This is a genomic window from Kitasatospora sp. NPDC098663 (assembly GCF_044760075.1).
Taxonomy (GTDB): Bacteria; Actinomycetota; Actinomycetes; order Streptomycetales; family Streptomycetaceae; genus Kitasatospora.
In genome coordinates this window covers 248,268-275,082 of record NZ_JBIWAP010000007.1, presented here as the reverse complement: position 1 = coordinate 275,082, position 26,815 = coordinate 248,268, and the positions used below count along the sequence as shown (strand labels likewise).

Sequence of the window (26,815 nt, the reverse complement as noted above, 5' to 3'; positions counted from 1 at the left end):
GATGTGGGGGTGGCGGGTGTGCCAGCGGTGGCAGAGGTCGGCGGGGAGGGCTTCGCCGGTGACCATCAGCCAGCGCAGGTGGGGGAGTTGGGGGGCGGTGCCGTCGAGGTCCCAGGCGTCCAGGGCGGCGCGCAGGAGTGAGGGGACGACCTCCAGGACGGCGATCTTCTCGTCCCGGGCCATGCCGAACAGGGCGGCCGGGTCGGCGGCCATGTCGGTGCCGGAGACCCGGACGGTGCCGCCGACGATGAGCGGGGCGAGCATCTGCCAGACGGAGACGTCGAAGGTGAGGGGCGCGTTCTGGACGACGCCCTCTCCGGCGGCCAGGTCGAGGTCGCCGACCTTGGCCCAGAGGTGGTTCATCATGCCGGAGCGCTGGACCATCGCGCCCTTGGGCTTGCCGGTGGAGCCCGAGGTGAACATCACGTACGCCAGGTCCAACTCGCCTCCGATGGAGGGGAGTTCGGCGCCACTGCCGGAGTCGGACGGATCGGTCAGCGGCAGGGCGGTGGTCGCCCCGGCGGTGAGCTCGGCGGCCTGTGCCTCGTACCCGGCGCCGACCAGCAGGTGGCGGGCGCCGCCGTCCTCCAGCAGCCCGGTGTTGCGGGCGGCCGGGGCGGCCGGGTCGAGCGGCAGGTAGGCACCGCCGGCGGCCTGGACGGCCAGCACGCCGGTGACGAAGGGGACGCCGGGCTCGGCGAACATCGCGACCACCGAACCGGTGGTGACCCCGGCGGCGGTCAGCCGGGCGGCCAGGCCCGCCGCGCGGGCGACCAGTTCGCGGTAGTCGATCCGCTCGGCGCCGTCCGCCACGGCCACCGCGTCCGGCGTACCGGCCGCGACGGCGCGGACCCGCTCGACCAGACCCTGGTCGGCGGCGGTGGCCGGATCCCAGGCGCCGAGCAGCCCGAGCGGTTCGCCGGTCGCGCCCAGGCCCACCTGGCCGAGCGGGCGGTCCGCGGGCATGGTGGCGAGGGCGCCGAGGAAGGTCCCGAACCGGGCGAGGTGGGTGGCGAGTTCGGCCGGCTCGTACAGCTCGGGGTTGCCGTCGAGGTGGATCTCGACGGTGCCGTCGTCCGCGTTCAGGACCGTCATGATGAGGTCCTTGACGATGCCGGTGGACAGGTTGACCACGACCCCGCGGCAGTCGCCGAAGGCCAGCTCCGGGTCCTGGTTGAGCACGTTGATGAACGGGCCGAAGGCGCGCTGGTCGTCGATCCGCAGGCCGATGTCGCGGCGGACCCTGTCCCCGCGGTAGCGCTGGTGCTTCAGCGTGCCGGCGACCTCGACCCAGGCCGCGCGCAGCAGTTCGGTGCGGGTCATCTCCGGGCGCACCCGCACGGCCAGCGGCAGGTAGTTGGCGAGCATGCCGGGGATCTCGCGGCTGACCGCGCCGACCCGGCCGGTGACCGGCAGGGTGAGCAGCGGCGCCGGGACCCCGGTGACGCGCTGGGTGTAGGCGGCCATCGCGGCGACCATCAGGACCGGCATGGTGACCTTGCCGTCCTGGGCGAGGGCGTGCAGCGCGGCCGTGGTCGCGGGGGAGAGCCGGGCGGTCTCGCGCAGCGCGACCCGGCCGGGGGCCGGCTCCTGCTCGGAGAGCGAGACCAGCTCGGGCGCCGGGCCGTGCCGGTCGGAGGTGAGGCGGTCCGTCCAGTAGGCGCGGTCCTTCTCGACCATCGACGAGTCGAGGTACTTGCGCTCGGCGTCCAGCAGCCGGTGGAAGGCCGGCATGGCGTCGGCGTCCAGCTCGGCCGGGCCCTCGCCGGCGGCCAGCCGGGTGTAGGCGCTGGACAGCTTGGGGTAGAGCAGCGAGCGGCTGAAGCCGTCGGCGAGGATGTGGTGCATGCACAGGTAGAGCAGGTGGTGCTCCGGGGCGAGCCTGATCAGCGCGCCGCGGAACAGCGGGAAGTCGGTGACCTTCATCGGGTCGGCGTGGTCGGCCCGCATCCACCGCTCGGCGGCCGCCGACGGCTCCGCCTCGCCGCTGAAGTCCAGCGTCCTGAGCGGGATCTGGGCGAGCGGGCGGATGATCTGGCCGGGGGCGCCGTCCTCCTCGACGAACTGCACCCGCAGCCCCTCGGCCTCGTGGCCGAGGCGTTGCAGCGCCCGTCCGAGCAGCTCGGCGTCGAGCGGTCCGCGCAGATCGATGTAGTCCGCCATGTTGTAGGCCAGCGGCCCGGCGGCGAACTGCTCGTCGAACCAGATCTCGGCCTGTGCCGCGGTGAGCGGAAGGACAGCGTTCCGGTTTGTCGTCACTGCTTTGCTCTCCGTCATTCTCAGCCTCAGCCCCGCCTTGAAAACTCTCGACCCTCTGACCCCGCCGGCCCCGCTCGCGTCGGCCCCGACCCCGCCGGTCCGGTCAGCCGGACACGGTCTGGAGCCCGGCGTGGAGCCCGGTGGCGACGCCCGCCCCGAGGCCCCGGTGCTCGATCCCGGGCAGCAGGCCCTCCGGGCCGACCGAACCGCGCACCCACTCGTCGTGGTAGACGGTGTCCATGTAGCGCTCGCCCAGGTCCGGCGAGATGGTCACGGCGGTCACCCGCTCGCGCACGCCGCCCGCGCCGTCGCCGTAGTGCTCGTTCAGCCAGCGCAGCGCGCCGCTGACGGCCGTCCCGGTGGAGCCGCCGAACAGGAAGCCGCCGCGCATCAGTTCGCGGCAGGTCCGGACGGTGTCGGTCTCCTCGACGTGGACCGCCCGCTCCACCAGCGACTCGTCCAGCAGCGCGGGGCGCACGCTGGTGCCCAGGCCCGGGATGTGCCGGGTGGCCGGCGGGGCGCCGAAGGTGACCGAGCCGACGCTGTCGACCGGGACGACCCGCACCGAGGGGCGCCGCTCGCGGAAGTACCGGGCGCAGCCCATCAGCGTCCCGGTCGTGCCCGCGCCGATGAACAGCACGTTCAGGTCCGGGAACTGGCGGGCGATGGCCGGCGCGGTGGTCCGGTAGTGCGCCATCCAGTTGCCCGGGCTCAGGTACTGGTTGAGCCAGACCCGCTTCTCGTCGGCGGCGAGCAGCGCCTTGACGTGGCGGATCCGCGCACCGAGGAAGCCCTCGGTCTCGTGCGGCTCGGTGATCAGGTGCACCTCGGCGCCGTACGACTCCATGGTGCGGCGGGTGACCTCGTTGCAGCGAGAGTCGGTGACGCAGATGAACTTGTAGCCGCGGCTGGCGGCGAGCACGCTCAGGGCGACGCCCATGTTCCCGGACGAGGATTCCACCAGGGTCGAGCCGGGGCCGAGGACGCCCGCCGCCTCGGCCTGCGCGACCATTTCCCGGGCCGCTTTCAGCTTGATGGACCCGGCGAAGTTGAACCCTTCGACTTTCAGGAAGAGACGGTGCCCGAAGAACGGCTGCAGATTCACGAAGAGGTCGCTGACCTCGAATTCGTGCGACGCGGAAATGACCGGCACTGGAGACTCCTGGCCTTCGGTAACGAATTAGCCTCGGCGGCAAGCCTCCCGCCGGGCGCTGACGAGGGGCTGACGGACTGCTGACGGGGTCCGCGACCAGGGTTTCGGACCCGCCCGCAGGCGCGCGTCAGCCGTCCGTCAGTTGCCGGTCAGTTGCTCGTCAGCGCCATCGGAAAGCGTTTGTTATTCCGCACTTGCAGGCCTTCCACGAGGAGCCCGGTTTGAATCGGCCGTCCGCCATCAGTGAAGTCCTTCCGCTCTCGCCGCTGCAACAGGGACTGCTCTTTCTCTCGGAGTACGACCGTGAGGGGACGGACGTCTACACCATTCAGCTGGTCCTCGACCTGGACGAGCTGACCGACGCCGATGCCGCCGCGCTGCGCACCGCGGCGGGCCTGCTCCTGGAGCGGCACCCCAACCTGAAGGCCTGCTTCCGGCACCGCAGGAACGGCGAGGCGATCCAGGTGATCCCCACGTCGGTCGAACTGCCGTGGCGCGAGGTCGCGGTGGCGGCCGGCGCCGAGGGGCCGGAGGCGGAGTTCGACCGGCTCGCCGAGGAGGACCGGCTGCGCCGCTTCGACCTCGCCCGCCCGCCGCTCCAGCGGCTCACCCTGGCCCGCGCCGAGGGCGGGCGCTGCCGGCTGGTCTGGACCGTCCACCACATCCTGGTGGACGGCTGGTCGATGGTCTCGCTGATCGGCGAACTCGCCGCGCTCGCCGAGGAGCTGAAGGCCGGCGGCGCCCCCGCCAAGCAGCCGCAGGCGGGCGCGGCCCGCTACCAGGCGCACCTGGCCTGGCTCGGCGCGCAGGACAAGGAGGCCGCCCGGCAGGCCTGGAGCACGGCCCTGGCCGGGGTCGTCGACCCGACCCGGCTGGTGCCGGCCGGCCGCGACCGGGCCGCCGGCGCCGCCGCGCTGCCGCAGGCCGTCCCGCTGGAGCTGACCCCCGAGGTCTCCGCCGCGCTGACCGGCTTCGCCCGCTCGCGCGGCCTGACCGTCAACGCGGTGGTGCAGGGCTGCTGGGCGCTGCTGCTGTCCCGGCTGACCGGCCAGGACACCGTGCTGTTCGGCGCGGTCACCTCCGGCCGGCCGGCCGAGGTCCCGGACGTCGAGCGGATGGTGGGCCTGTTCGCCAACACGCTCCCGGTCCGGGTGGACGTCGACCCGGCCCGCACCCCGGCCGAGCTCTTCGCCGACGTGCAGCGGTCGCAGACCGCGCTGCTGGCGCACGAGCACCTGACCCTGGCGGAGGTCCAGCAGCTCACCGCCGTGCGCGGCGAACTCTTCGACACCGCCCTGATGTTCCAGAACTACCCGATGGGCGGCCTGCCGCTGGCCACCGGCACCGGCCCCCGGGTGACCGGCGCCGACGTCCGCTCCGCCACCCACTTCCCGGTCACCCTCACGGTCTTCCCCGGCACCCCGTTCGGCCTGGCCGTCAACCACGTGCCCGCGCTGGTCACCCGGGCCGAGGCCGAACTGGTCGGGCGGCGCTTCGCCCGGCTGCTGGCCGCCGCCGTCGCCCGGCCCGACGAGCCGTGCGGCCGGCTGGACGTCCTGGACGAGGCCGAGCGCGCCGGGATCACCGGGGCCCGCAACGCGACCGGGGTGCCGCTGCCCGGCGACTGGCTGGCCCCGCTGCTGGCCGCCCGGGCCGCCCGCACCCCGGACGCGCCCGCCGTGCGCTGCGGCGAGGAGCGCCTGACCTACCGCGAACTGCACGCCCGCGCCGACGCGCTGGCGCACGCCCTGCACGCCGCCGGGGCCGGCCCGGAGCAGGTGGTGGCGATCGCCCTGGACCGCTCCTGCGACCTGGTGGTGGCCGCCCTGGCCGTCCTCAAGTCCGGCGCGGCCTACCTGCCGCTGGACCCGGACTACCCGGCCGACCGGCTGCGCTACATGCTCGCCGACGCCGCCCCGGTGGTGACCCTCACCCACCGCCGGGTGCGCGAACTCCTCGCCGCCGAATCCGCCGAATCCGCCGAAGGCGAGATGAGCACCGGCGAGCTGTGGGTGCTGGACGGCCCGGACGCCGCGACCGGTGCGCCCGGGCAGCGCGTACCGGGCACGGCCCCGCACGCCGACCACCCCGCGTACGTGATCTACACCTCGGGCTCCACCGGCCGCCCCAAGGGCGTCGTGGTGCCGCACCGGGCGCTGGTCAACCTGGTCGAGGACATGGTCGCCCGCTTCGAGGTGACCACCGAGGACCGCTTCCTCGCCGTCACCACCTTCGGCTTCGACATCGCCAACCTGGAGCTGTTCGTCCCGCTCGCCGCCGGCGCCGAACTGCTGGTCGCCGACCGCGAGACGGTCCGCGACCCGGCCGCCCTGGCGGACGCCGTCACCGGCCTGGACGCCACCCTGCTGCAGGCCACCCCCAGCCTCTGGCAGTCGCTCGCCGCCGACCACGCCCCCCGGCTGGCCGGCCTGCGCGCCCTGGTCGGCGGCGAGGCACTGCCCGAACCGCTGGCCCGCACCCTCACCGCGCACTGCGCGTCCGTGACCAACGTGTACGGCCCGACCGAGACCACCATCTGGTCCACCGCCGCGCCGCTGACCGCCGCCGAGGCCGGGCCGCCGCCGATCGGCGGCCCGATCGCCAACACCCGGGTGTACGTCCTGGACGGCGCGCTGCGCCCCGTCCCCGACGGCACCTTCGGCGACCTCTACCTCGCCGGCACCGGCCTGGCCCGCGGCTACCTGGGCCGCCCCGGCCTGAGCGCCGAGCGCTTCGTCGCCGACCCGTACGGCCCGAGCGGCGAGCGGATGTACCGCACCGGCGACATCGTCCGCTGGGACGCCGCCGGCACCGCCCTGGAGTACGCGGGGCGCAGCGACCACCAGGTGAAGATCCGTGGCTACCGCATCGAGCTCGGCGAGATCGAGTCCGTGCTCGCGGCGCAGCCCGGAGTGACGCGGGCCGTCGTCACGGCCCGCACCGACCGGGCGGGGGACGCCCGCCTGGTCGCCTATGTCGTACCGGCAGGGATCGACCGCGACCGCTTGCGGGAGCGGGCGTCATCGGTGCTGCCCACGCACATGATCCCTGCCGTGTACGTTCCCTTGGACGACCTGCCGCTGACCCCCAACGGCAAGGTCGACCGCAAGGCCCTGCCCGCCCCGCCGGACGAGCGGGCGGGCACCGGGCGCGAGCCCGCGGGGGAGCGCGAGGAACTGCTCTGCGCGGTCTTCGCGGAGGCCCTCGGGCTCGACCGGGTCGGCGCCGACGACGACTTCTTCGAACTCGGCGGCCACTCGCTGTCCGCGACCAGGGTCGCCAACCGGCTGCGTGCCGCGCTCGGCGTGGACGTCCCGGTGCGGACCCTGTTCGACGCCCGGACGGCCGAGGCGCTGGCCCGCGCCCTCGCCCCGGACACGGCGGCGGCCGCGGCGGAGCCGGCCCCCCGGCGCCCCGCGCTGCGCGCCGTCCCGAACCGGCCGTCCTCGGTGCCGCTCTCGCACGCCCAGGAGCGGCTCTGGTTCCTGGACAAGATGGACGGGCCCACCGGCAACTACAACATCCCGCTGGCGGTCCGCCTCACCGGCCCGCTGGACGCCGCCGCGCTGGCCGCCGCCGTCCGGGACGTGGTGGCCCGGCACGAGAGCCTGCGCACCGTCTTCGCCGAGGCCGACGGGCTGCCCTCGCAGCTGGTGCTCTCCGCCGAGGAGGCCGAGCAGGCCGGCGCCCCGCTGGTCGTGGTGGACCTCTCCGGGGCGGCACCGGGCGCGCTGGAGGCGGCGCTGGCCGCCGAGGCCGTCCACCCCTTCGAGCTGTCCGCCCAGGTACCGCTGCGGGCCCGGCTGTTCACCCTCGGCCGGGACAGCCACGCGCTGGCCCTGACGGTGCACCACATCGCCGCCGACGGCTGGTCGCTCGGCCCGCTCGCCCGCGACCTCTCCGACGCCTACCGGGCCCGGCTGGACGGCGCCGGGCCGCGCTGGGAGCCGCTGCCGGTGCAGTACGCCGACCACGCGCTCTGGCAGCGCGAACTGCTCGGCTCCAAGGACGACCCGGACAGCCTGGCCAGCGCCGAACTCGCGCACTGGCGCGAGGCGCTGGCGGGCATCCCGGAGGAACTGGACCTGCCCACCGACTTCCCCCGCCCGGCCCGGGCCGGGCACCGCGGCGCCGAGGTCGAGTGCACGGTGCCCGCCGGGACCCACGCCCGGCTCGCCGAACTGGCCCGGCGCGGCGGCGCCAGCCTGTTCATGGCCGTCCAGGCGGGCCTGGCCGCACTGCTCACCCGGCTGGGCGCGGGCACCGACATCCCGCTCGGCAGCCCGGTGGCCGGGCGCACCGACGACGCCGTCCGCGACCTGGTCGGCTTCTTCGTCAACACCGTGGTGCTGCGCACCGACACCTCGGGCGACCCGGCGTTCACCGCCCTGCTCGGGCGGGTCCGGGAGACCGACCTGACCGCCTACGGGCACGCCGAACTGCCCTTCGAGCACCTGGTGGAGGAGCTCAACCCGGTCCGCTCGATGGGCCGGCAGCCGCTCTTCCAGGTGATCCTGGCCTTCGAGAACAGTGCCGACCCGCTGCCCGCGATGCCCGGCCTGAGCGCCGAGGTGCTGCCGATCGGCAGCACGACGGCCAAGTTCGACCTGTCCTTCCAGGTGCTGGAGCGGACCGGTCCGGACGGCGCCCCGGCCGGTCTGGACATCCGCCTGGAGTACCGCGAGGACCTGTTCACCGGGGCGACGGCGGCCCGCCTCGCCCGGGCCCTGGCCACCCTGCTCGACTCCGCCGCCCGCACCCCCGACGCACCGCTCAGCGCCCTCGACCTGCTCACCGCCGAGGAGCGCCGCGTCCTGCTGGAGGAGTGGGCCGGCCCGACCGCCCCGTTCACCCCGGTCACCCTGACCGCCGTGTTCGAGGGCCTGGCGGCCGCCGACCCGGACCACCCCGCGCTGATCGGCCCGGACGGCGTGCCGGCCGGTCCGGCGACGACGCGGCTGTCCTACGCGGCGCTCAACGAGCGGGCCAACCGGCTCGCCCACCTGCTGCTGGAGCGCGGGGTCGGCCCGGGCGACGTGGTCGCGCTGGCGATGCCGCGCTCCGCGCCGCTGGTGATCGCGCTGCTGGCGGTGCTCAAGACCGGCGCCGCCTACCTGCCGGTCGACCCGCAGTACCCGGCCGAGCGGATCGCCTACATGCTCGACGACGCGGCGCCCGCCCAGGTGCTGACCGTCGAGGCGGTCGCCGACCGGATCCCGGGGCTGGCCGAGGGCGTCGGCCCGCTGGTCCTGGACTCCCTGCGCACCCGGTCCGACCTGGCCGGCCGGCCCGACCGCAACCCCGTCGACGCCGACCGCACCCGGCCGCTCCTCCCGCAGGACGTCGCCTACGTGATCTACACCTCGGGCTCCACCGGCCGCCCCAAGGGCGTCGCGGTGCCGCACCTGGGGGCGGCCAACCTGGCCGCCAACCACCAGGCGCGGATGGGCGCGGGGCCGGACACCCGGGTGCTGCAGTTCGCCTCGTTCAGCTTCGACGCCACCGTCTGGGAGCTCGGCGTCTCGCTGTACTCGGGCGGCACCCTGGTGGTCGCCACCGACGAGAGCCGGGTCTCCGGCGAGGTGCTGGCCGCGCTGCTCGCCGAGCACCGGGTCAACCACACTGTGCTGCCGCCCACCGTGGTCGCGGGCCTGCCCGAGGACGTGGCGCTGCCCGCGGACCTGCACCTGCTGGTCGCCGGCGAGGCCTGCCCGCCGGCTCTGGTCGACCGCTTCGCCCCGCAGGTCGAGTTCCGCAACGCCTACGGCCCGACCGAGACCTCGGTCTGCGCCACCTGGAGCGAGCCGCTGCGTCCGGGTAGCGGCCGCCCGCCGATCGGCCGCCCGCTGGACAACCACCGGGTGTACGTCCTGGACGAGGCCCTCGCCCCGGCCCCGGTCGGCGTCACCGGCGAGCTGTACGTCGCCGGCACCGGCCTGGCGCACGGCTACCTGCGCCGCCCGGTCACCACCGCCGAGCGCTTCGTCGCCGACCCGTACGGCCCGGCCGGCACCCGGATGTACCGCACCGGCGACCTGGCCCGCTGGCGGGCCGACGGCACGCTCGACTACGTCGGCCGGGTCGACCACCAGGTGAAGCTGCGCGGCTTCCGGATCGAGCTCGGCGAGATCGAGGCCGCGCTGGTGCGCCACCCGGTGGTCGTGCAGGCCGCGGTGCAGGTCGCGCCCTCGCCCACCGGCGTGCTCCAGCTGACCGGGTACGTGGTGCCGCTGCCCGGCGTCGCCGCCGTCGACGTGCCGGTGCTGCGCGCGTTCGTCGCCGAGTCGCTGCCCGCGCACATGGTGCCCGCGACGCTGGTGACGCTGCCCGCGCTGCCGCTGACCGCGAACGGCAAGCTCGACACCCGCGCCCTGCCGGCGCCCGGTGCCGCGCCCGCCGCCGCGCAGGCCCCGGCGCGGCGCCCGGGCACGCCGGCCGAGGAGGTCATCGCCGGGGTCTTCGGCGAGATCCTCGGCCTCGACCAGGTCGGCGCCGACGGGGACTTCTTCGACCTCGGCGGCGACAGCCTGCGCTCGGTGCAGATCGTCAGCCGGGCCGCGAAGGCCGGGCTCACGCTCTCGCTGGCCGACGTCTTCACCCACAAGACGGTGGCGGCCCTCGCCGCCGCCGCCCGGCCCGCCGCCGCCCGGCCCGCCGCCTCGCGGCGGCTCCCCGCGACGGTGCTGGAGCCGGTGCTGCCGATCCGGCCCGGCGGCACCGCCGAGCCGCTGTTCTGCGTGCACGGCGGGGTCGGCTTCGGCCTGCCGTACGCGGAGCTGGCCCCGCACCTCGACCAGGCCCGGCCGGTGTACGCGCTGCAGTCCGACGGCGTCGCCGCGCCCGAGGGGGAGTGGGAACGGCCGCAGGGCGTACGGGAGCTGGCGGCCACGTACCTGGCGAGGATCCGCGGGGTGCAGCCGCACGGCCCGTACCACCTGCTGGGCTGGTCCTTCGGCGGGCTGGTCGCGCACGAGATGGCGGTGCAGCTCCAGGCGGCGGGCGAGCGGGTGGCCTTCCTGGCGGCGCTGGACGTCTTCCCGGTGCTGCCGGGCGACCACGATCCGACCGACGAGGAGATCCGCGGGGCCTTCCTCGCCCACCACGCCACCGGGGCGGGCATCGACGACGGGGAGCTGCGCCGGCTGATGGCGGTGATGCGCCACCACACCGACATCGCCCGGGAGTTCACCCCCGGCCGGTTCGACGGCTCGCTGCTGCTGTTCACCGCCGCCGACGAGGTGCAGGGCGCCCCCGCCGCCGAGCTCGCCGACCGCTGGCGCGCGCACCTGACCGGCGCGCTGACGGTGCACGACGTCGCCTGCGGCCACGAGGAGATGCTCGGCCGGGAGGCGGCCGGCCGGATCGGCGCGGTGGCCGACGCCGCGCTGCGCCGGTCCTGAACGACCGGACGGCCGGGCCCGGAATCCGGGCCCGGCCGTCACGGGGCCGCCAGCGGCGCCCCAGGAGGGGAGCCGCCGGTGTGCCGGGGCGAACTGCCCTCGCCCCGACGGGACTTACAGTGAGGGGTCCTGCATCAGGATCGCCTGGTAGAGGTGGTGGAGACGACGACTCGGTTTGAGCCCCAACTCGTCGTCGAGCCACTTCCGGGTGCGGTGGAAGATGTCGACGGCCTCCGACTGCCGGCCGCACCGGTAGAGGGCGATCATCAACTGCTCGCTGAACCGCTCGCGTTCCGGGTACTGGGCGAGCAACTGCTTCAGCTCGGCCACCACCGCCCCCGCCTCGCCCGCCTGCAACTGCGCCGAGATGAGGTCCTCCCGCGCGGTCTTGCGCTGCTCGTCCAGACGCAGCGCGACGGCCCGGCACCAGGGCCCGTCGCTCGTGTCGAGCAGGGCCGGGCCGCGCCACATCGCGAGCGACTTGCGGAGCGTGTCCATCGCTTCGTACGGCCGGTCGCTGACCAGCCCCGCGCCCTTCTCCGCCGTCCGCAGGAATCGGTACGCGTCGACCGCGTCCTCCGAGACGTTGAGCATGTAACCGTTGTCAACCGTGCGGATGAGTTCCTGGTCCGGCCCCTCCAGACCGATTTCCGCCAACGATTTGCGCATGCGTTTGACATTGGCCTGCAAGGCGTTGCGCGCGTTCTTGAGCGGCGCTTCCCCCCACAGTTCGTCGATCAGTTCGTCGAACGCGACCACCTGACCGGCGTTGAGCGCCAGCATGGTGAGCATCACGCGGTTCTTCTTCGCCCGTAGACCTACGGTGCGCTGACCGTCGCCGATCAATAGTGGGCCTAATATGGAGATGTACACCAAATTCCCCGTCCCTAGCGGTGAACTCCAGCCACAAGCTTTTCTCCTGTGACCTCGGCCCGGCCACCGTCAACAGTGGTCGACGTGTTTGGGGTGGCCTGACAAAGGGGAAAAGCCTGGGTATCATTCGCGCTGGTCAAGTATCGGACACGCCTGGGTCGTCCGGCCATGTACCTTCGTACATGAGTTGATGAACCTGCGCCACCAATCCCACCTGAAGCCGCGACTCCACTCCCAGTTTCGCGAGGATGTTGGCGACGTGCGCCTTCACCGTGCGCTCCGTGACGTGCAGTCGGGCGGCGATGCCGCGGTTGGAGTGTCCGGCACCGATCAGGTCGAAGACCTGTCGTTCCCGTCCGGACAGCGTCCCGACCCGGGTGAGCTCGTTGCGCCAGCGCGCCGAGGCGAGGCTGCCGTCACTGTGCATGGCCACCCCCCTGACCGCCCCCTGCTTCCCCGTGGTGCGTCCAGCGGCAGTTGCGCCCCCCCGTCACCGGGAAGGTCGTTCACGTGCCGACGAACGCGCATGCGATTCTACAACTCCCGTAACAAACCACCACGGGACAGTCGGCGTCAAACCCCTTGTCACAACTGGTTGTGGCCGATGCCTGCACGAAACGCACACGAAAGGGCCGGGGAAGGGGCTAAGCCCTTCCCCGGCCGTCGAGTTGGACGGGTCCCGTGTTACGGGAGGGTCGTGCGGGCCGCCGAGGCCGCCGCCGCCGCGGCCACGATGGCCGGCATCCGCGGGGCCCGGGTCGTGGTCTGGCGCGCGAGCCGTGAGGGCCAGAAGGTCTTCCAGCCGAGCAGGGTGACCACGGCCGGCAGGACGACGATCCGGATCACCGTCGCGTCGAGCAGCACCGCGCAGGCCATGCCCACCCCCATCTGCTTCATCTCGATGAAGTTCAGCGAGGCCAGCAGGGCGAACACGCAGACCATCACCACCGCGGCGCTGGTCACCACGCCCGCCGTGCGGGTGATGCCCTGCTCGACCGCCTCCCTGACGGACAGTCCGCCGCGCGCCGCCTCCCGGATCCGGCTGACCACGAAGACGTGGTAGTCCATCGACAGGCCGAGCAGGATCACGAAGAGCATCAGCGGCAGCCAGGCCACCACCCGGCCGGTGGACTCGAAGTGCAGCAGGTCCTCCGCCCAGGTGTGCTGGAAGATCAGCGCGAGCAGGCCGAAGGAGGCCGCCGCGGACAGCAGGTTGAGCACCACGGTGATCAGCGCGAGCATCACCGAGCGGAACGCGACGGTCATCACCAGGAAGGTCAGCACCAGGGCCACCCCGAGCACCCAGGGCATCTTGCGCATGACGTTCGCCCGGTAGTCGACGTCGAACGCGACGTCGCTGCCGCCGACCGCGAACTCGGCGCCCGCGACCGTGCCGAGGGTCTGCGGGGCGAGGTCCTGGCGCAGCCGGGCCAGCGAGGCGCGGGCCTGCGGGGAGCCGCTGTCGAAGTGGGTGCCGATCGCGATGGTGGCGACCGTGCCGTCGGGGGAGGTGCGGACGGTCGGCGCCGGGTTGTGCACGAAGAGGGCGTCCTGCGAGGCGCGTTCGACCAGTGCCTCCACCGCGCCGCCCAGCTCCGCCGTCCGGTCGGCCGGGACCTTCACCGCGACGGTGTGGGTGTCGGCCTGACTCGGGAAGGAGTCGGTCAGCCGCTCGTTGGCCTGCATCGCCGGGATCGACCGGGGCAGGTCGTCGATCCCGGTGGCCTTGAGCTTCAGGCCGAGGGCGGGCAGCGCGAGGACGAGCAGCGCGCCGACCGAGAGCACCAGCGCGATCACCGGGTGGCGCAGCGCGGGCTTGAGCATGGTCGACCACAGCCGCGGCTTGACCCCGCCCTTCTGGGTGAGCCGCCACACCAGCGGGACCCGCGGCGCGTCCAGGTAGCGGCCGAACCGGGACAGCATGGCCGGCAGCACGGTCAGCGAGGAGGTGATCGCGATGGCGACCACCAGCACCGCGCCGGTGGCCATCGACTCGAAGGCGATGTGCCCGGCGAGGTAGAGCGCCCCCATCGAGATCATGACGACCACGCCGGACACCAGCACCGAGTGCCCGGAGGTGGCGGCCGCGATCTCGATGGCGTCGATGTTGTTGGCGCCCAACGCCCGCTCCTCGCGCTGGCGTTTGAGGTAGAACAGCGAGTAGTCGACCCCGATGGCCATGCCCATCAGCACGATGACGTGCGTCACCGGCCCCGGGTCGGGCACCAGTTGGGAGGCCACTCCCCACAGGCCCAGCCCGGCGAGCACCGAGGACAGGCCGAGGACGACCGGGACGCTCGCGGCGACGATCGCGCCGAAGACGAAGACCATCACGAGCAGCGTCACCGGCAGGCTCAGCACGGTCGCCTTGCCGAGGTCCTTGCTCAGCATCTCGTTGAGCCCGGCCTTGATCGAGCCGGCGCCGACGAGCTCCATCCGCAGCTCGGTGTGCGACGCGTGGGTCCTCGCCACGGTGTCGATGAGCGGCTGCACCCGGTCGGCGGAGGTCTCCGGATCGCCGTCGAGGGTCACCGGGACGAGCAGGGCCGAGCCGTCCGGCGCGGGCACCGGAGCGTCGATCGAGCTGATGCCGGGGAGGGCCTTCAGGTCGCGGGTGGCGTCCGAGGCCGCGGACTGAGCCTGGACGGGGTCGAGCCGGCCGCCGCCCCACGGGGTGATGAGGACGTTCTCCACCGCGCGCTCCTGGAGGCCGCCGCTGCGGGCGATCGCGGCCGCCCGGCCGGACTCGCCGATGGCGAGGTCGGAGGTGGTGGCCTGCCGGGTGCCCGTGACGCCGCCGACCACGAGGGCCGCCACGACGAACGCCACCCAGAGCGCGATCGCCCACCAGGGGTGGACGGCGCTCCACCGAGCGGCCCTGGTGATCACGTTCCTGCCTTCCACGATCACGTTCCCCTCCTCAAAAGAAATGCCCGGATCAAGACACGGGCCTGACTTATGAGTCCGGCCGGTGCGGTGCGGCGTTCGCCTGCATCACCGAATCTAGTGACGCTTCGACGCATGATCACGGGTACAACTTCGACGATCGGAGGGGGAGTTTCTTCTACTTGACAGCCGGCCCGAGAGGGCTGCCGCCGGATTCCCCGGGCGGAATTTGATACCACATCCGCCGGGACACGTTAAAGGGCCCGTCGCCGATCAGTGCGACGGACCCCGCGTATTCCTCGGGCAGCGGCAGGTCGTTGACTCTCCACGGCCCGGGCAACGGCCCGGAGCGTGCGTACACGGTGGCTTCCGGTCCGTCGTGGGCGACCGGGATCCCCATGCCCTGGGTGAGTCTGGCGCCCGAGGCCTTCACGCACGCCTCCTTCCTGGTCCACAGCCGGGTGAAGGCGTCCGGCCCCTCCCGGGCGACCAGCTCCCGTTCGTCCGGAGGGAAGAAGCGACCGGCCAGCCGGGCGGTGTCCAGCTCGGCGCGGGCCAGCTCGACGTCCACGCCGACCGGCCGGGATGCCAGGGCGAGCAGGGCGATCTCGCCCGAGTGGGACAGGTTGAAGTGCAGGCCCGGCGCGTCCTCGACGGCGGGCTTCCCCCACGGGCCGCGGCTGAAGCGCAGCCCGGCCGGGTCGCGGCCGAGGCGCTCGCCGAGGACGATCCGGGTGGCGGCGTGCGCGAGCACGAAGCGGCGCCGCAGCCCGGGCAGCTGTCCGCTCCGGGCGCGGGCCCGCTCCTGCTCGTCGAGCAGTTCCTCCAGGTGCGGCGGGTACCCGTCCGGGGCGCCCTGGGCGGCTTCGCCGCCCGGGTGGTCCGGGTGCTCGCCACCGGTCAGCGGAATCTGCCAGATCTCGACCGTGTCCCGACCGGCCGGTTGTTCTGTCCCGTTCAGAACCGGCCCACCTTTCCGGTGTGCAGCCCCTGGAACAGATTCAGCTTCTGGATGTTCCGTGTCCCCTCCATGAACTCCACGCCCCGTGCGTCCCGGGCGAGTTTGTCGAGGAGCGGGTGGTCCAGCCGGGCGCCGGGTCCGAAGAAACCCGGCGCGCGCATCGTGACGTCCTCGGCGAGTTCGCAGGCGCGGGCCTTCGCCGCCGAGGAGAGGTGCCCGGCGGCCGGCCTGCGGTCCACCGCGAGGGCCGCCCGGTAGGTCAACCGGCGGGCCGCGTCGATCCGCTGGCCGAGCGACTCGAACAGCTCGCGCTCCGCGCCGCGCAGTTCCCGGCGGTTCTCGGCGACGTAGTCGTGGGCGGCCCGGGCGATGCCGAGGGCGATCGCGGCCACGCTCGGGCGGAGCTGGTTGAAGACCGAGACGATGCTCCACATCCCCCGCCGGGTCGGCGGCAGGTGGGCGCCGAGCACCCGTTCGGCGGGCACGTGCACCCCGTCGAGGGTGATCCGGGTCAGCTGGACGCCGCGCAGGCCGAGGGTGGGCAGCGGCTCCGCCCGGAAGCCGGGGTCGGCGGTGTCCACCAGGACGGCCAGCACGCCGAGCCGCTCGGTGCCCGCGACCCGCGCGAACACGGCGCCCAGGTCGGCCCGGGCGGCGTTGCCGACGTAGCGCTTCTCGCCGTCCAGGACGTACGAGCCGTCGCCCACCGGGGTCAGCGTGGTGGTCATCTCGCCGATGGCCGAGCCGCGGTCGGGCTCGGTGAGGCCGAAGCAGGTCCAGCGGGGGCGTTCGGCGAGCCGGCCGTACACCCAGTCCTTCTGCGCCTGGCTGCCGAGCACGCTCAGCAGCACCCCGCACATCGAGGCGCCGGGCGCGCCCAGCATCATCCCGGCGTCGCCGCGCGCCAGTTCCTCGCTCACCAGGACCCGCTCCAGGGTGGCCAGGCCGTGCGCGGGGCCGGCACCGGCCTCGGCGGACGCCCGGTCCCACTCCGGCGGCACCTGGTGGCCGGCCAGGAAGCGCACGGCGGGCAGGTCCAGGAAGCGGTGGACGGCGTCCGGGTCCCGGTCGAGTTCGAGCGCGCCCGCCCGCAGGTCTTCGGCCCACCGCCGCACGTACCGGTGCGTGGTTTCCAGCGGGCCGGGCAGGCTGATCACACGTTCCCCTTCCGGGAGTCGACGTTCTGTGCCGTGTCCCCGGCCGGTCCAGGCCAGCCGCAGTACACGTCGGCGAGGAGCTCGGAGGCGTACGCCGCCCGGCCCGGTCCCTCGGCGGTGAAACCGTACGCCCCGAGCAGCCGCAGCAGCGCGCGGTCGGCCTGGGTGATCTGGGCCTGGAGGCGGGCGAGGGCCGGGCCGTCCAGGGGTCGGGCGGGGGCCGGCGGGGAGTCGTCCGGCCCCTCGGCGAGGTCGTCGAGGACGCCCTCGATCTCCAGGTGGTCGATCAGCACGTCGGCGAGCGCGCCCTTGACCAGCTGCTGCAGCAGCAGCGAGGAACCCTCGACCTGGCGGCCCGCGAGGTAGGCCAGGCAGGCCTCCCGCAGCCGCTCGGACGCGCCGAGCCGCAGCCAGGCGAGGCCGGTGCCCCAGTCGTGGGCGTCGGGGCCGGCGGGGGCCCGATCGCCGCCGGCGGGGCCCAGGACGGCCAGGCCGGGCACCGGATCCCGGCCCCCGTCCCCGTCCTCGTCGTCGCCGAACTCGGCGTACTCGCCGAGGAGTTCGCGCGGGACCACGGCGTGCCCGCGCGGGCCGCGCGGTGCCACCCCGGGGGACAGCGCGCGGGAGAGCAGGGTCAGTGCGGGGACGAGGCCGTCGTTGCGCGCGCTCGTCCGGGCCTCCTGCCAGTGCTCGCGCACCTCGGCCGGAACCGTCATCGGACCCCCAACTCCCCCGTGTCGAGTGTGCAGTAGGCCAGGAATCCGCGTTCCCGGTCGTAGTCGGCCACCACCACCGGGCGGTCCCGGTCGGCGGCGGCGAGCAGGGCGGCCCAGCCGCCGGTGGCGGGCTGTCCGGCCGCCACCCTGGTCCACGGACCGCCGTGTGCCGGAAGTTCAGCACAGCCGTCGGACAGGCCGGAGCCGGTGACCAGCGCGGCCGAGGTGTCCCAGCCGGCGAACAGCCCCGGCTCCGGGAGGCCCTGGGCCGCGCCGCCCAGCGGCGCGTCGCCGCCGTCCCAGTGGATCAGCAGCGCGACCGCGGCGTCCGCGTGGACGGCGCTCTGCCCCGTCGCGGGCAGCGGGAACGGCTGGGTGCCCTGGTCCACGACCAGCAGCAGCAGCCGCGACCAGCCGCACCGCCGGGCGTACTCCACGGCGACCCGCAGCGCGCTGAACGGCGCCAGGACGCCCTGGTCGGACAGCGCGAAGGAGAGCGGCTCGCCCGGCAGCCGCCCCTTCACGCAGGAGGCGACCAGCTCGGCGTGGTCGAAGTCCGGTGCGGAGTAGGCGACCACCACCACCTCGGGGCACTCCTCGGCGGTCAGCGGCCCCAGCGCGTCGAGCGCGCCGTGGGCCAGCTCCACCGAGGTGCGCCGCCCCGAGGCGGCGAACTGCTCGCGGTCGAAGTCCGCGCCGTAGAGCGCCCCGAGCTCGCGGTAGAAGTCCTCCCGCGCGGCCTCCGGCCGGTACGGCGCGCCCGGCCCCGGCGGGGTGTGGGCGCCGGCCCGGACCAGCCGCGGCAGGACCGCCGCCGGGGCCGGGCCGGGCGTGCCGTCCGCGCCGGCCGGGGCCGGACGCCGCACGGGTGCAGTCGCGCGGAACATGCTTAGGCGCTCGCTTCCGCGGCGACGAAGCCGGCCAGCGAGCCCACGGTCTCGAAGTGGGTCATGTCCAGCTCGTCGGCGTCGAACTGCACGTCGAGGATCTCCTCGATGGTGATGAGCAGTTCGAGCGCGCTGCTGGAGTCCAGGCCCAGCTCGTCGAAGAGGCGGACGCCCGGGTCGGCGCCGGAGACGTCCTTGTTGAGGACCTCCGACAGGCCCTTGCGGACGGCGTCGACGTACTTCACGTCGGCCACGGTGTTGGCGGTGTCGCTCATGGTGTTCTCCTCGGGCTGGTCCCGGCCGGGGGTCGGCCGGTCGGTGGTCAGTTCTGGTCGTCGCCGGGGGCCGTGTACAGCCGCTGGCCGCCGAGCATGGCCTCGACGTCGTCGCGCTCCCGGACCAGGTGCGCCCGCCCCTCCAGGACGAGCACCTCCGCCGGGTAGCCGTGGCTGAGGAAGTGCACCGGCGAGGCCGTCGGCCCGTACGCGCCGGAGCGCTGCACCCCGATCAGCTCGCCGGCCCGCAGCGCCGGCATCGGCACCTTCTTGCCGATGACGTCGTTGGGCGTGCAGAGCGGGCCGGTGATGTGCCAGGGCTCGGTGGCCGGCTCGTCCAGCCGCTCCAGCGCGGCCATCGGGAAGTTGCGCTTCACGTACGAGCCGATGCCGACGGCCGCCATGTGGTGGTTGGTGCCGCCGTCGGTGACCGCGAAGTTCTCGCCCATCGAGGTCTTGGTGTAGCGCACCCGGGTCACGTAGGTGCCGGACGCGGCGACCAGGAAGCGGCCCAGCTCCATGATCATGCGGGTCTCCGGGTGTTGGGCCCGGAAGTCCGCGATCAGCGGGTTGAGCCCGGCGGTCAGCTCGGCGACGTCGAGGTCCTTCTCGTTGTCGAAGTAGGCGATGCCGAGGCCGCCGCCGACGTCGACCGTCTCCAGCGGGAAGCCCAGTTCGGTGGAGAGGCGCTCGGCCAGCTCCAGGATCCGCCGGGTGTTCTCGACGACGGACTCCTCGATCAGGATGCGGGTGCCCAGGTACACCTGGACGCCCATCAGCCGGATGTTGGGGTAGCGGCCGACGAGGTCCCTGCCCTCGGCCAGCAGCAGCTCCTCGTCGGTGCCGAACTGGCGCGGCTTGCCGCCCATGGTCAGGCCCGAACCCTTCACCGAGAAGCTCGGGTTGACCCGCAGCGCGACCCGGGCGGTGATCCCGCGCTCGCGGGCCACCTCGTCGATCAGGTCCAGCTCGCCGATCGACTCGCAGACGATCGCGTGGATGTCCTCGTCCAGGCAGGCCGCCACCTCGCCGCGGCTCTTGCCCGGGCCGAGGAAGATGATGTCGCGCGGCTCGACCCCGGCCCGGCGGGCGGTGACCAGCTCCGTCAGCGAGGACACCTCGGCGCGCGAGCCCAGGCTGTGCAGCAGCGCGCAGACGGAGATGTTGGGGTTCGCCTTGAGCGAGTAGAAAACCTCCATCGCCGGGTGCAGCGCCTCGCGCAGCCCCTGGAAGCGGGTGGTGATCTCCTCGCCGTCGTACAGGTAGAGCGGGGTGCCGAACTCCTCGGCGAGCTCGGTGATCCCGAGGCCCTGCACCTCGAATGCGACGCTCACGGTCAGCTCCGTTCCGGGTAGGCCGCGAGGCGGCGGGTGATGGCGGTGTCGAGCGCCTCGATCTCCTCGTTGGAGGCACCGACGAGCACGCCGTACAGCCGGCCCTCGAAGCCGTCCGCTTCGGTGTCGGCGGCGGTGCCCGCGGCGGCGTTCACCGTGGCGTAGTTGTTCACGAACAGGCCGCGCGGGCGCGGTCCCCGCTCGGTCAGCAGCAGCCCGTCCAGCACCTCGGCCAGTTCGGCGAAGGGCAGCGGGCGGGTCAGCCGCAGCGGGAAGTGCCGGGCGACGGCGACGTCGTCGGCCCCGGCCAGGCCGCCCTCGTGCACCACGTTCTGGTACGTGGACATGTTGTTGCGGGCGTTGATCTCGATGACCGGGTACAGGCCCTCGTCCGGGTCGACCATCGCGTCGACGCCGACCACGCCGTGGTAGCCGTCGGCGGCCAGGCGCTCGCCGAGCCGCAGCGCCGTCGCCTCGATCTCGGCGACCTGCCCGTCGGTCAGCCGGGCCGGGATCCGGTGGCCCTTGTGGACGCCGCCCTCGGTCAGCAGCTCCTTGACGAAGTCGAAGTGCGTGGAGCCGTCCCGGCCCACCGTGAACTGGTAGTTGAGGTCGCAGCGCTTGGCGACCCACTCCTCGATCACCAGCGCGGTGCGCGGGGCGCCGCCCGCGGCCTTGGCGGCGCGCTCGGCCTGCTGGACCGCCATCCGGTGCAGCCGGCCCAGCCGGGCCTCGGAGTCCAGCACGACGATGCCCTTGCCGGACACGCCGAACGCGTCCTTCAGCACCACCTTGCGGCCCGCCGCCAGCAGTTCACCGGCCGCGGCCACCGCCTCGGCCAGCTCCTCCAGCGTCTCGCAGGCCCAGCCGCGGGCCTGGCGGATGCCCAGCTCGTCGGAGAGCCGGCGGCTGTACACCTTGCTGTTGACCCGCTTGCAGACCGCGGCGGTCGGCGCGCCCAGTTGAAGCCCGGTGCGCTCGGCCAGCTCCTCCTCGACGGTGGAGATGCCGTGCGCGGTCAGCCGGGCGCCCTCGGCGGCGACGGCGGACAGCGCGCGCAGCAGCTCCGGGTCGGCGAGGGCGTCCTCGCTGACGGTGCGCTGCGGGTCCTGGCCGGCCACCACGTGCACGGTGGGCAGCTCCAGGCCGAGGCCCTCCAGGTAGCCGCGGTAGCCCTCGTCCAGGGCGGTCTTCAGCACGACGTGGTCGTCCTTGCCGCCGAGCAGCAGCGCGAACTCGTCCATGCGGTTCACCACCGCACTGCCCGCGTGCGAGGCGACCCGGGGCAGCGCGGGCTCGCCGAGCGCCCAGTGGTTCTCCACCTCGAAGTTGCCCAGGAACACCAGCGGGGTGTCCGCGGACCCGGTCACGGCGCGCTTGAGGCGCGCGCTGAAGCCGGAGGACGGTAGATGCATGTCGACCTCGTCATTTCTCGTGTGCGCTCGGGCGCGGTGCGGCGGGTGCGCGGGTGCTGCGGTGGTGGCCGATCCGGTGGGCGGCGGTCAGTGCTCCAGGACCATCGCGGCGAAGGTCGCCCCGAGCCCCACGCTGGTCATCAGGTAGCGGTCGCCGGGGCGCAGCCGCCCCAGCTCGGTGGCCTTCTGCAGGTTGATGAAGGGGTCGGCGCAGAAGCAGTGCCCGGTCTCGCCGACCAGGTCGAGGAAGACCCTGTCGAGCGGCAGCCCGAGCGCCTTGCAGACGCCGATCCACGACAGCCGGTTGACGTTGTGCGGCAGCACGAGCGCCAGCTCGTCGAGGCCGCAGCCGGCCTCCTCCAGGGCGGCGCCGATCACCTCGCACAGGCCGGGCCCGTACAGGTCCTGGAACTCCTTGGCGGCGGCGTCGCCCATGATGAACTCGTCGCCGAACTGGGTGTGGGTGCGCGTCGCGTAGCCGAGCATCCGGTCGGAGCCGGTACGGTCCGCGCTCACCAGGAAGGCCACGGTGCCCTCGCCCATGACGGTGACGTCCGGGATGGACTGCGTCCGGGTGGTGCACGCCTTCTCCCCGGCCAGGACCAGGGCGAGCGCGTGCGGATCCGGGTCGGCGGCCAGCAGGGTGCCCGCCAGGTCCAGCGCGAGCAGCCCGGAGGCGCAGGCGTGGTGCGAGACGACGAAGCCGGCGGCGTGCTCCAGGCCGAGCTCGACCTGGACCGGTCGGAGCGAGGTCATCGGGTACGGCAGCGGCGACGGCATCGTGCGGGCCTGGAGGACGTACTTGACGCGCTGTTCCTGCCCGCGCAGCTCCACCAGCTTGGTCGCGGCGCGCAGCAGCAGCTCGGTCTCGGTGGCCGCGGGGTCGCGGCACACCTCGGAGAGCCCGTAGAAGCGCTGGTAGCGCCGGAGCTGCACATCCGTCAGCTGGAGTTCCTGTTGGAAACGCGCGATCGGGATGGTGTCGGGAAGACAGCTGGAGACTGCCGTGATCGACGTCATGCCAACTACAGTCGCCTGGAGCGCTGACGCTTAGCTGACGCTGCGCTGACCACCGCCGGCGGGGCCGGGGCGCGCTCCCCGCGGACGCCGGGGAAGTCCGGCCCACAGGCGTGGTCGACCGTCCCGTGCCGCCGGGCGGAAACGACCGGAGGGGCGGGCCTTTCGGCACACCCCTCCGGATCGGATCAGGTCCTACTCGTCGTCGGCCCCGCCGAGGTCGCCGAGGTCGGTGCCGTCCGGGGTGCCGCTGATCGCGTACCCCTGGCGGCGTGCCTCGTAGCAGGCCACCGTCGCGGCCGCCGACACGTTCAGCGAGCCGACCCGGCCCAGCTGCGGCACGAACACCACCTGGTCGCAGAGCGCCAGCGCGTCGGGGGTGATCCCGCGGTCCTCGTGCCCCAGCACGAAGGCCACCGCCGGGGTCAGTTCGGCGGCGAACATCGGTACCGCCTCGTCCGCCAGCTCCAGGCCGACCACCTTGAAGCCGTCCGCCTTCGCCGCCGCGACCGCCTCCGCGATCGTCGGGAAGTGCTCCACCTTCAGGTACTTGTCGGTGCCCATCGCGGCCTTCTGCGCGCCCGAGGAGCGCACCGACGGGGTCTCCCCGGCCAGGTACAGCTTCTCGGCGCCCATCGCGGCCCCGGTCCGGACCACCGAGCCGACGTTGAACGGCGACTGCAGGTTCTCCAGGATCATCGCGAGCCGGAACTCGTTGCTGCGCCGCCACGAGCGGTGCAGTCGCTTCAGTTCGGTCCCGCGCAACTGCTTCACGACGACGTTCCCCGTCCACTCTCCGTGCCCTCGCCCGGCTCCGGGCGGGGTCGTGCTTCCAGAATCCGGAACCCGTTGACCGACGCGACCCGGGTGGTCGGGTAGCCCTGCTCGTTCAGCCACTTCTGCAGCGAGTCCGAGCCCAGGTGCTTCTGCACCACCAGGAACGCCGAGCCGTCCGGGGTCAGCCGGCCGAGCCAGTGCGTGAGCAGCCGGCGCAGCGCGGCCTTGCCGATCCGGATCGGCGGGTTGGAGTAGATGGTGGCGAACCGCACGTCCTGCGGGACGTCCTCGGGCAGCGCGGCCTGGACGTTGCCCAGCCGCAGTGCCTCGGCGTTCAGCCGCACCAGTTCCAGCGCGCGCTCGTTCACGTCCACCGCCCAGACCGGCAGCCGCCTGCGCCGGCTCGCCCAGGTCAGCGCGATCGGGCCGTAGCCGCAGCCGACGTCCAGGATCGGGCCGCGCACCCGCGGCTGCGGGGCGTGCTCCAGCAGGATCCGGGTGCCCGGGTCGAGCCGGCCGCGCGAGAACACTCCGGTGTCGGTGGTCAGTTCGAGGGTGAGGTCCGGCAGGGAGACCGTGATCGGCCGGCGCTCGCTGGCGACCTCGGGTGCACCGGTGAAGTAGTGCGAGCCGGACATGATTTCCCCGTCGTTCGTATGGGCCTCGGGGCCACCGGGTGGGTGTGGGTAAGCCCTTGGTACGGCACCGATCGTACCCCCGGTGGCCTGCGGCGCGTTCCGTGCCGGCCGGCGGCCCGGGCGCCGCGGGGCCGCCGCGGCGCGATCGCGCCCGGCCGTCCGGCGACGGATACTGCCAGTACCGCCCCCGCGCCCGTGGGAGCCTCCGGACAGCGCCTCCGAACAGTGAGGACGGACGCCATGCCGCAGAATCACGAGGACTACCTGATCGACGAGGCCGTCGAGACCGTCGAATCCGACGACGAGGCCACCGAGGGCGACGAGTACGACGAGGTGGCCGAACGCCGGGCCGTCGGAGCCGACCCGGCCACCGATGTCGCCGACGCCGCCGAGCAGAGCCGCGTCGTCCAGCTCGACGAGGACGAGTACCGCGAGTAACCGCGGCCGGGCCCGGTCCGGGGCGCCGTCCGGTGTGCGCGCGCCGTGCGGGGCCCTACAGCGCCCGGCGGCGCTGCAGCCAGGTCATCGCCGCCCAGCCCGGCAGCACCGGCAGGATCAGCGTCAGCAGGCGGTACATCGCCACCGCCGCCAGCGCGCCGCCCTTCTCCATCGACGCGGTCTGCTGCAGCAGCGCGATCAGCGCCCCGTCCACCGCGCCGGCTCCGCCCGGGGTGGGTGCCACGTTGCCCGCCGCGTTGCCCACCAGGAACACCACCGCCACCGAGGCGAAGGACGGCTCCCGGCCGATCGCCCGGGTGCAGCAGTACAGGCAGCCGATCAGGCAGATCGACACCAGCAGCTGCCCGGTCAGGCCCACCGCCAGCCGGGCCGGGCTGCGCAGCAGGTCCAGCAGCCGCGGCAGCACCTCGGTGGTCAGCGGCCGCAGCCGCGCGGCCAGCCAGCGCCGGGCCGGCGGCACCGCCGACACCACCGCCAGCAGCGCCGCCGCCCCCGCCAGCCCGCCCACCACGGCGGGCAGCGCGTCCAGCTCCGAACCGCCCGGTTGCAGGTCCAGCAGGTAGACGAAGGCGCCCAGCTGGAGCAGGTGCAGCACCAGGCCGATCAACTGCCCCACCCCGACGCTGGACAGCGCCTGCGCGGTCGGGATCCCGGCCCGCTGCAACAGCCGGGTGTTCAGCGCGATCCCGCCGACACCCCCGGGCGACACCAGTTTCACGAACGCCCCGGCCAGCTGCGCCAGCACCGCGTTGCGGAAGTCCAGCCGCTCCGGCACGAACCCGACGAACCCCATCGCCGCCGTCACGTGGCTCAGCGCCGCCGCCAGCAGCGCCAGCGCCAGCCACGCGGGATCGGCGTCGGCCACCGCCGCGATCGGGTTGTCCTCGGCCGCGAACAGCTGGGGGATCAGCAGCCACCCGGCCACCACCCCGCCCACCACCGCGAGCAGGGTCCGCGGCCGCAGCCGCTCCAACCGCACCGGCCGCACCTCCGCCTGCGGCCTGGTCCGCAGCACCTCCGCCCGGATCTCCTCCAGCAGCCCGCCCCCGCCGGCGGCGGCCTCGTCCGGCCCGGGGCCTGCCGGGCCGTCCGTGCGGGCGGGGGAGGTCGGTCGGGCGGTCCGCTTGAGGGCGTGGCGGGTGGTGCGGGCGAGGGCGATCGGCTGGAGGAGGGGGAGGGCGGCCTCGACGGTGTCGGCGCCGAGGACGGTGACGGCGGTGCGGACGGAGCGGGCAGCGCCGGCCCGCAGGGCGAGGGTGGTGAGCAACTGGGCGATGTCGCAGCGCAGCACGAGTTCGCTGGCCGCGATGTCGCCGTCGGCGAAGTCGACCAGGTGCACCGCGCCGGTCGCGTCCACCAGCAGGGAGGACGGGACGAGCGCCCGGTGGGCGATCTCCCGGCGCTGGAGGCGGGCGAGCTGGCGCCAGGCGTCGGCCAGCAGGTCGTCGGTGATCTCGTCGTCGGGGAGCCGGTCGAGGGTGCGTCCGGGGAGGTGTTCGTAGGCGATGAGGGCGGTGTCCTGGCCGAGGCCGGCGGTGGCGGCGATGCGGCGGGTGCGGACGCCGGCGGCGAGGGCGGCGTAGGTGACGAGCGCCTCGTGTTCGAGGCCTGCGCGGGGGGAGCGCAGGGCCCGGGGGTGGGGGGCGGTGCGCAGCCGCAGACGGCGCCAGGCGCGCTGGACGGCGGCGGCGGTGACGGCCTGCCGGTCGAGGAGCTGGACGTCGAGGTCGGGCCGGTCGTCGGCTTGCCGGACCAGGTAGCGGTCGGGCCCGGCGGGGTGGGCCTCGGCGGGGCGCAGGCCGCTCTCGCGCAGGGCCCGGAGGATCTCGCCGGGCCTGGGTAGCGGGTCGGGGGTGCCGACGGCGTAGAGGGTGCCGTGGGCGCCGGTCCAGCCGATGAGCAGGCCGAGCAGCAGGGCGGTGGGGGTGGCGTACCCGCCGGCGAGTCCGGCGAGGCCGGAGAGGGCGAGGACGGCCCAGGGGGCCCGGTGTTCGCGGTTGCCGGAGGCGGTCATGAAGGCGAGGACGGGCGCGAGGTAGCCGTAGACGGGTTCGGTGTGGCCGAGGACGCCGCCCGGCAGGGCCTGGGTGAGGGCGGCGAGCAGGGAGACGGGGGCGACGCCGTCGGCCCACAGGTCGAGGAGCAGGGTGGCGCCGTAGGCGAGGACGGCGGCGAGCAGACCGTCGGAGACCTGTTGGAGGGCGCGTCGCCGGTCGGGGCCGAGGAGGCGGCGGGCGGCGAGGACGACGGGCACCAGCAGCACGGCGGCGGTGGTGAGGCCGCCGGCGAGGCCGGCGAGCGGCCGGGGCACCAGTTCGGCGGCCTCGGCGACGTCGGCGGCGATGCCCCCGGTGGTGGCCCGGGCGTAGTCGGCGAGCAGCAGGGTGAGGGCGATGGCGATGAGCCCGGTGAGCAGCCGGATCAGGGCGACGGGCTGCCGGATCCGGCCGGGTTCGGACACCGCCCGGGCCGGGCCCCGGTCGGCTCCGGCGCTCGCCGGTATGCCGGTGTCCGCCGGTGCGGGCGTGCCGGCGGTGTCGCCACCGCCGGTGTCGCCGTTCGTTCTCCCCGTCACGATCGCCACGGGTGGCATGCTCCCATGCCTCCC

General features: G+C 74.0%; 18 protein-coding genes. 2 read left to right on the top strand and 16 right to left on the bottom strand.

Annotation, left to right across the window (positions count from 1 at the left end; genetic code table 11):
- Nucleotides 1-2,259 (bottom strand): condensation domain-containing protein (locus ACIQVZ_RS10745; protein ID WP_402448739.1); only part of this gene is annotated, 2,259 nt, incomplete at its 3' end.
- A gap of 103 nt (nucleotides 2,260-2,362) precedes the next feature.
- Nucleotides 2,363-3,412, bottom strand: a complete 1,050-nt coding sequence (gene sbnA / locus ACIQVZ_RS10740) for a 2,3-diaminopropionate biosynthesis protein SbnA (protein ID WP_350878288.1) — start codon at nucleotides 3,410-3,412, stop codon at nucleotides 2,363-2,365.
- A gap of 221 nt (nucleotides 3,413-3,633) precedes the next feature.
- Here sbnA and ACIQVZ_RS10735 point away from each other — a divergent pair, with 221 nt between their 5' ends.
- On the top strand, nucleotides 3,634-10,812 hold the full coding sequence (locus tag ACIQVZ_RS10735) for an amino acid adenylation domain-containing protein (protein WP_402448737.1): 7,179 nt from the start codon (nucleotides 3,634-3,636) through the stop codon (nucleotides 10,810-10,812).
- 114 nt (nucleotides 10,813-10,926) lie between these two features.
- On the opposite strand, the gene ACIQVZ_RS10730 is transcribed toward ACIQVZ_RS10735, so the two are convergent.
- The 13 genes from ACIQVZ_RS10730 to ACIQVZ_RS10670 all read right to left on the bottom strand — a co-directional run bounded on the left by ACIQVZ_RS10730 (nucleotide 10,927) and on the right by ACIQVZ_RS10670 (nucleotide 23,748).
- On the bottom strand, nucleotides 10,927-11,685 hold the full coding sequence (locus ACIQVZ_RS10730; protein ID WP_350878290.1) for an AfsR/SARP family transcriptional regulator: 759 nt from the start codon (nucleotides 11,683-11,685) through the stop codon (nucleotides 10,927-10,929).
- 136 nt (nucleotides 11,686-11,821) lie between these two features.
- Nucleotides 11,822-12,112: a helix-turn-helix transcriptional regulator gene (locus ACIQVZ_RS10725; protein ID WP_107453059.1), complete on the bottom strand. Its 291-nt coding sequence runs from the start codon at nucleotides 12,110-12,112 to the stop codon at nucleotides 11,822-11,824.
- Between the two features lie 257 nt (nucleotides 12,113-12,369).
- Nucleotides 12,370-14,595, bottom strand: coding sequence for an MMPL family transporter (locus tag ACIQVZ_RS10720; RefSeq protein WP_350878291.1), 2,226 nt, complete (start codon nucleotides 14,593-14,595; stop codon nucleotides 12,370-12,372).
- Between the two features lie 154 nt (nucleotides 14,596-14,749).
- On the bottom strand, nucleotides 14,750-15,325 hold the full coding sequence (locus tag ACIQVZ_RS10715) for a 4'-phosphopantetheinyl transferase superfamily protein (protein WP_350878292.1): 576 nt from the start codon (nucleotides 15,323-15,325) through the stop codon (nucleotides 14,750-14,752).
- A 203-nt stretch (nucleotides 15,326-15,528) separates the two neighbouring features.
- Nucleotides 15,529-16,689 (bottom strand): acyl-CoA dehydrogenase family protein, encoded by a 1,161-nt coding sequence (locus ACIQVZ_RS10710; protein WP_402448733.1) that lies wholly within the window; start codon nucleotides 16,687-16,689, stop codon nucleotides 15,529-15,531.
- A complete protein-coding gene (locus ACIQVZ_RS10705; protein ID WP_402448731.1) occupies nucleotides 16,686-17,405 on the bottom strand; it encodes a hypothetical protein in 720 nt (239 codons plus the stop codon). Before ACIQVZ_RS10705 ends, ACIQVZ_RS10710 begins: the two co-directional genes overlap by 4 nt.
- Nucleotides 17,402-18,292, bottom strand: a complete 891-nt coding sequence (locus tag ACIQVZ_RS10700) for a hypothetical protein (RefSeq protein WP_350878295.1) — start codon at nucleotides 18,290-18,292, stop codon at nucleotides 17,402-17,404. The genes ACIQVZ_RS10705 and ACIQVZ_RS10700 overlap by 4 nt, the downstream gene beginning before the upstream one ends.
- Before the next feature lie 2 nt (nucleotides 18,293-18,294).
- Entirely contained in the window at nucleotides 18,295-18,567 is a 273-nt protein-coding gene (locus ACIQVZ_RS10695; RefSeq protein ID WP_063348736.1) for an acyl carrier protein, read from the bottom strand.
- Nucleotides 18,568-18,614: 47 nt separating this feature from the next.
- Nucleotides 18,615-19,901 carry a type III PLP-dependent enzyme gene (locus ACIQVZ_RS10690; protein WP_402448728.1) on the bottom strand — a complete coding sequence of 429 codons (1,287 nt, stop codon included), beginning with the start codon at nucleotides 19,899-19,901 and terminating at the stop codon, nucleotides 18,615-18,617.
- A 2-nt stretch (nucleotides 19,902-19,903) separates the two neighbouring features.
- Nucleotides 19,904-21,316 carry a hypothetical protein gene (locus ACIQVZ_RS10685; RefSeq protein ID WP_402448726.1) on the bottom strand — a complete coding sequence of 471 codons (1,413 nt, stop codon included), beginning with the start codon at nucleotides 21,314-21,316 and terminating at the stop codon, nucleotides 19,904-19,906.
- 87 nt (nucleotides 21,317-21,403) lie between these two features.
- Entirely contained in the window at nucleotides 21,404-22,336 is a 933-nt protein-coding gene (locus ACIQVZ_RS10680) for a 3-oxoacyl-[acyl-carrier-protein] synthase III C-terminal domain-containing protein (RefSeq protein WP_402448725.1), read from the bottom strand.
- 192 nt (nucleotides 22,337-22,528) lie between these two features.
- The gene (locus tag ACIQVZ_RS10675; RefSeq protein WP_350878299.1) at nucleotides 22,529-23,107 is read right to left on the bottom strand and encodes a TrmH family RNA methyltransferase; all 579 of its coding nucleotides are present in this window, start codon (nucleotides 23,105-23,107) and stop codon (nucleotides 22,529-22,531) included.
- Nucleotides 23,104-23,748 (bottom strand): class I SAM-dependent methyltransferase, encoded by a 645-nt coding sequence (locus tag ACIQVZ_RS10670; protein WP_063348741.1) that lies wholly within the window; start codon nucleotides 23,746-23,748, stop codon nucleotides 23,104-23,106. The genes ACIQVZ_RS10675 and ACIQVZ_RS10670 overlap by 4 nt, the downstream gene beginning before the upstream one ends.
- A 240-nt stretch (nucleotides 23,749-23,988) precedes the next feature.
- Here ACIQVZ_RS10670 and ACIQVZ_RS10665 point away from each other — a divergent pair, with 240 nt between their 5' ends.
- Nucleotides 23,989-24,186, top strand: coding sequence for a hypothetical protein (locus ACIQVZ_RS10665; protein ID WP_402448721.1), 198 nt, complete (start codon nucleotides 23,989-23,991; stop codon nucleotides 24,184-24,186).
- 55 nt (nucleotides 24,187-24,241) lie between these two features.
- On the opposite strand, the gene ACIQVZ_RS10660 is transcribed toward ACIQVZ_RS10665, so the two are convergent.
- Nucleotides 24,242-26,791, bottom strand: coding sequence for a lysylphosphatidylglycerol synthase domain-containing protein (locus ACIQVZ_RS10660; RefSeq protein ID WP_402448719.1), 2,550 nt, complete (start codon nucleotides 26,789-26,791; stop codon nucleotides 24,242-24,244).
- Nucleotides 26,792-26,815 lie beyond the last annotated feature (24 nt).

What these genes read in the sequence shown, in the direction of transcription:
- ACIQVZ_RS10705 (WP_402448731.1), bottom strand. Translation starts at nt 17,405, where the DNA reads ATGACGGTTCCGGCCGAGGTGCGCGAGCACTGGCAGGAGGCCCGGACG.
- ACIQVZ_RS10685 (WP_402448726.1), bottom strand. Translation starts at nt 21,316, where the DNA reads ATGCATCTACCGTCCTCCGGCTTCAGCGCGCGCCTCAAGCGCGCCGTG.
- ACIQVZ_RS10670 (WP_063348741.1), bottom strand. Translation starts at nt 23,748, where the DNA reads ATGTCCGGCTCGCACTACTTCACCGGTGCACCCGAGGTCGCCAGCGAG.
- ACIQVZ_RS10700 (WP_350878295.1), bottom strand. Translation starts at nt 18,292, where the DNA reads ATGTTCCGCGCGACTGCACCCGTGCGGCGTCCGGCCCCGGCCGGCGCG.
- ACIQVZ_RS10695 (WP_063348736.1), bottom strand. Translation starts at nt 18,567, where the DNA reads ATGAGCGACACCGCCAACACCGTGGCCGACGTGAAGTACGTCGACGCC.
- ACIQVZ_RS10665 (WP_402448721.1), top strand. Translation starts at nt 23,989, where the DNA reads ATGCCGCAGAATCACGAGGACTACCTGATCGACGAGGCCGTCGAGACC.
- ACIQVZ_RS10680 (WP_402448725.1), bottom strand. Translation starts at nt 22,336, where the DNA reads ATGACGTCGATCACGGCAGTCTCCAGCTGTCTTCCCGACACCATCCCG.
- ACIQVZ_RS10725 (WP_107453059.1), bottom strand. Translation starts at nt 12,112, where the DNA reads ATGCACAGTGACGGCAGCCTCGCCTCGGCGCGCTGGCGCAACGAGCTC.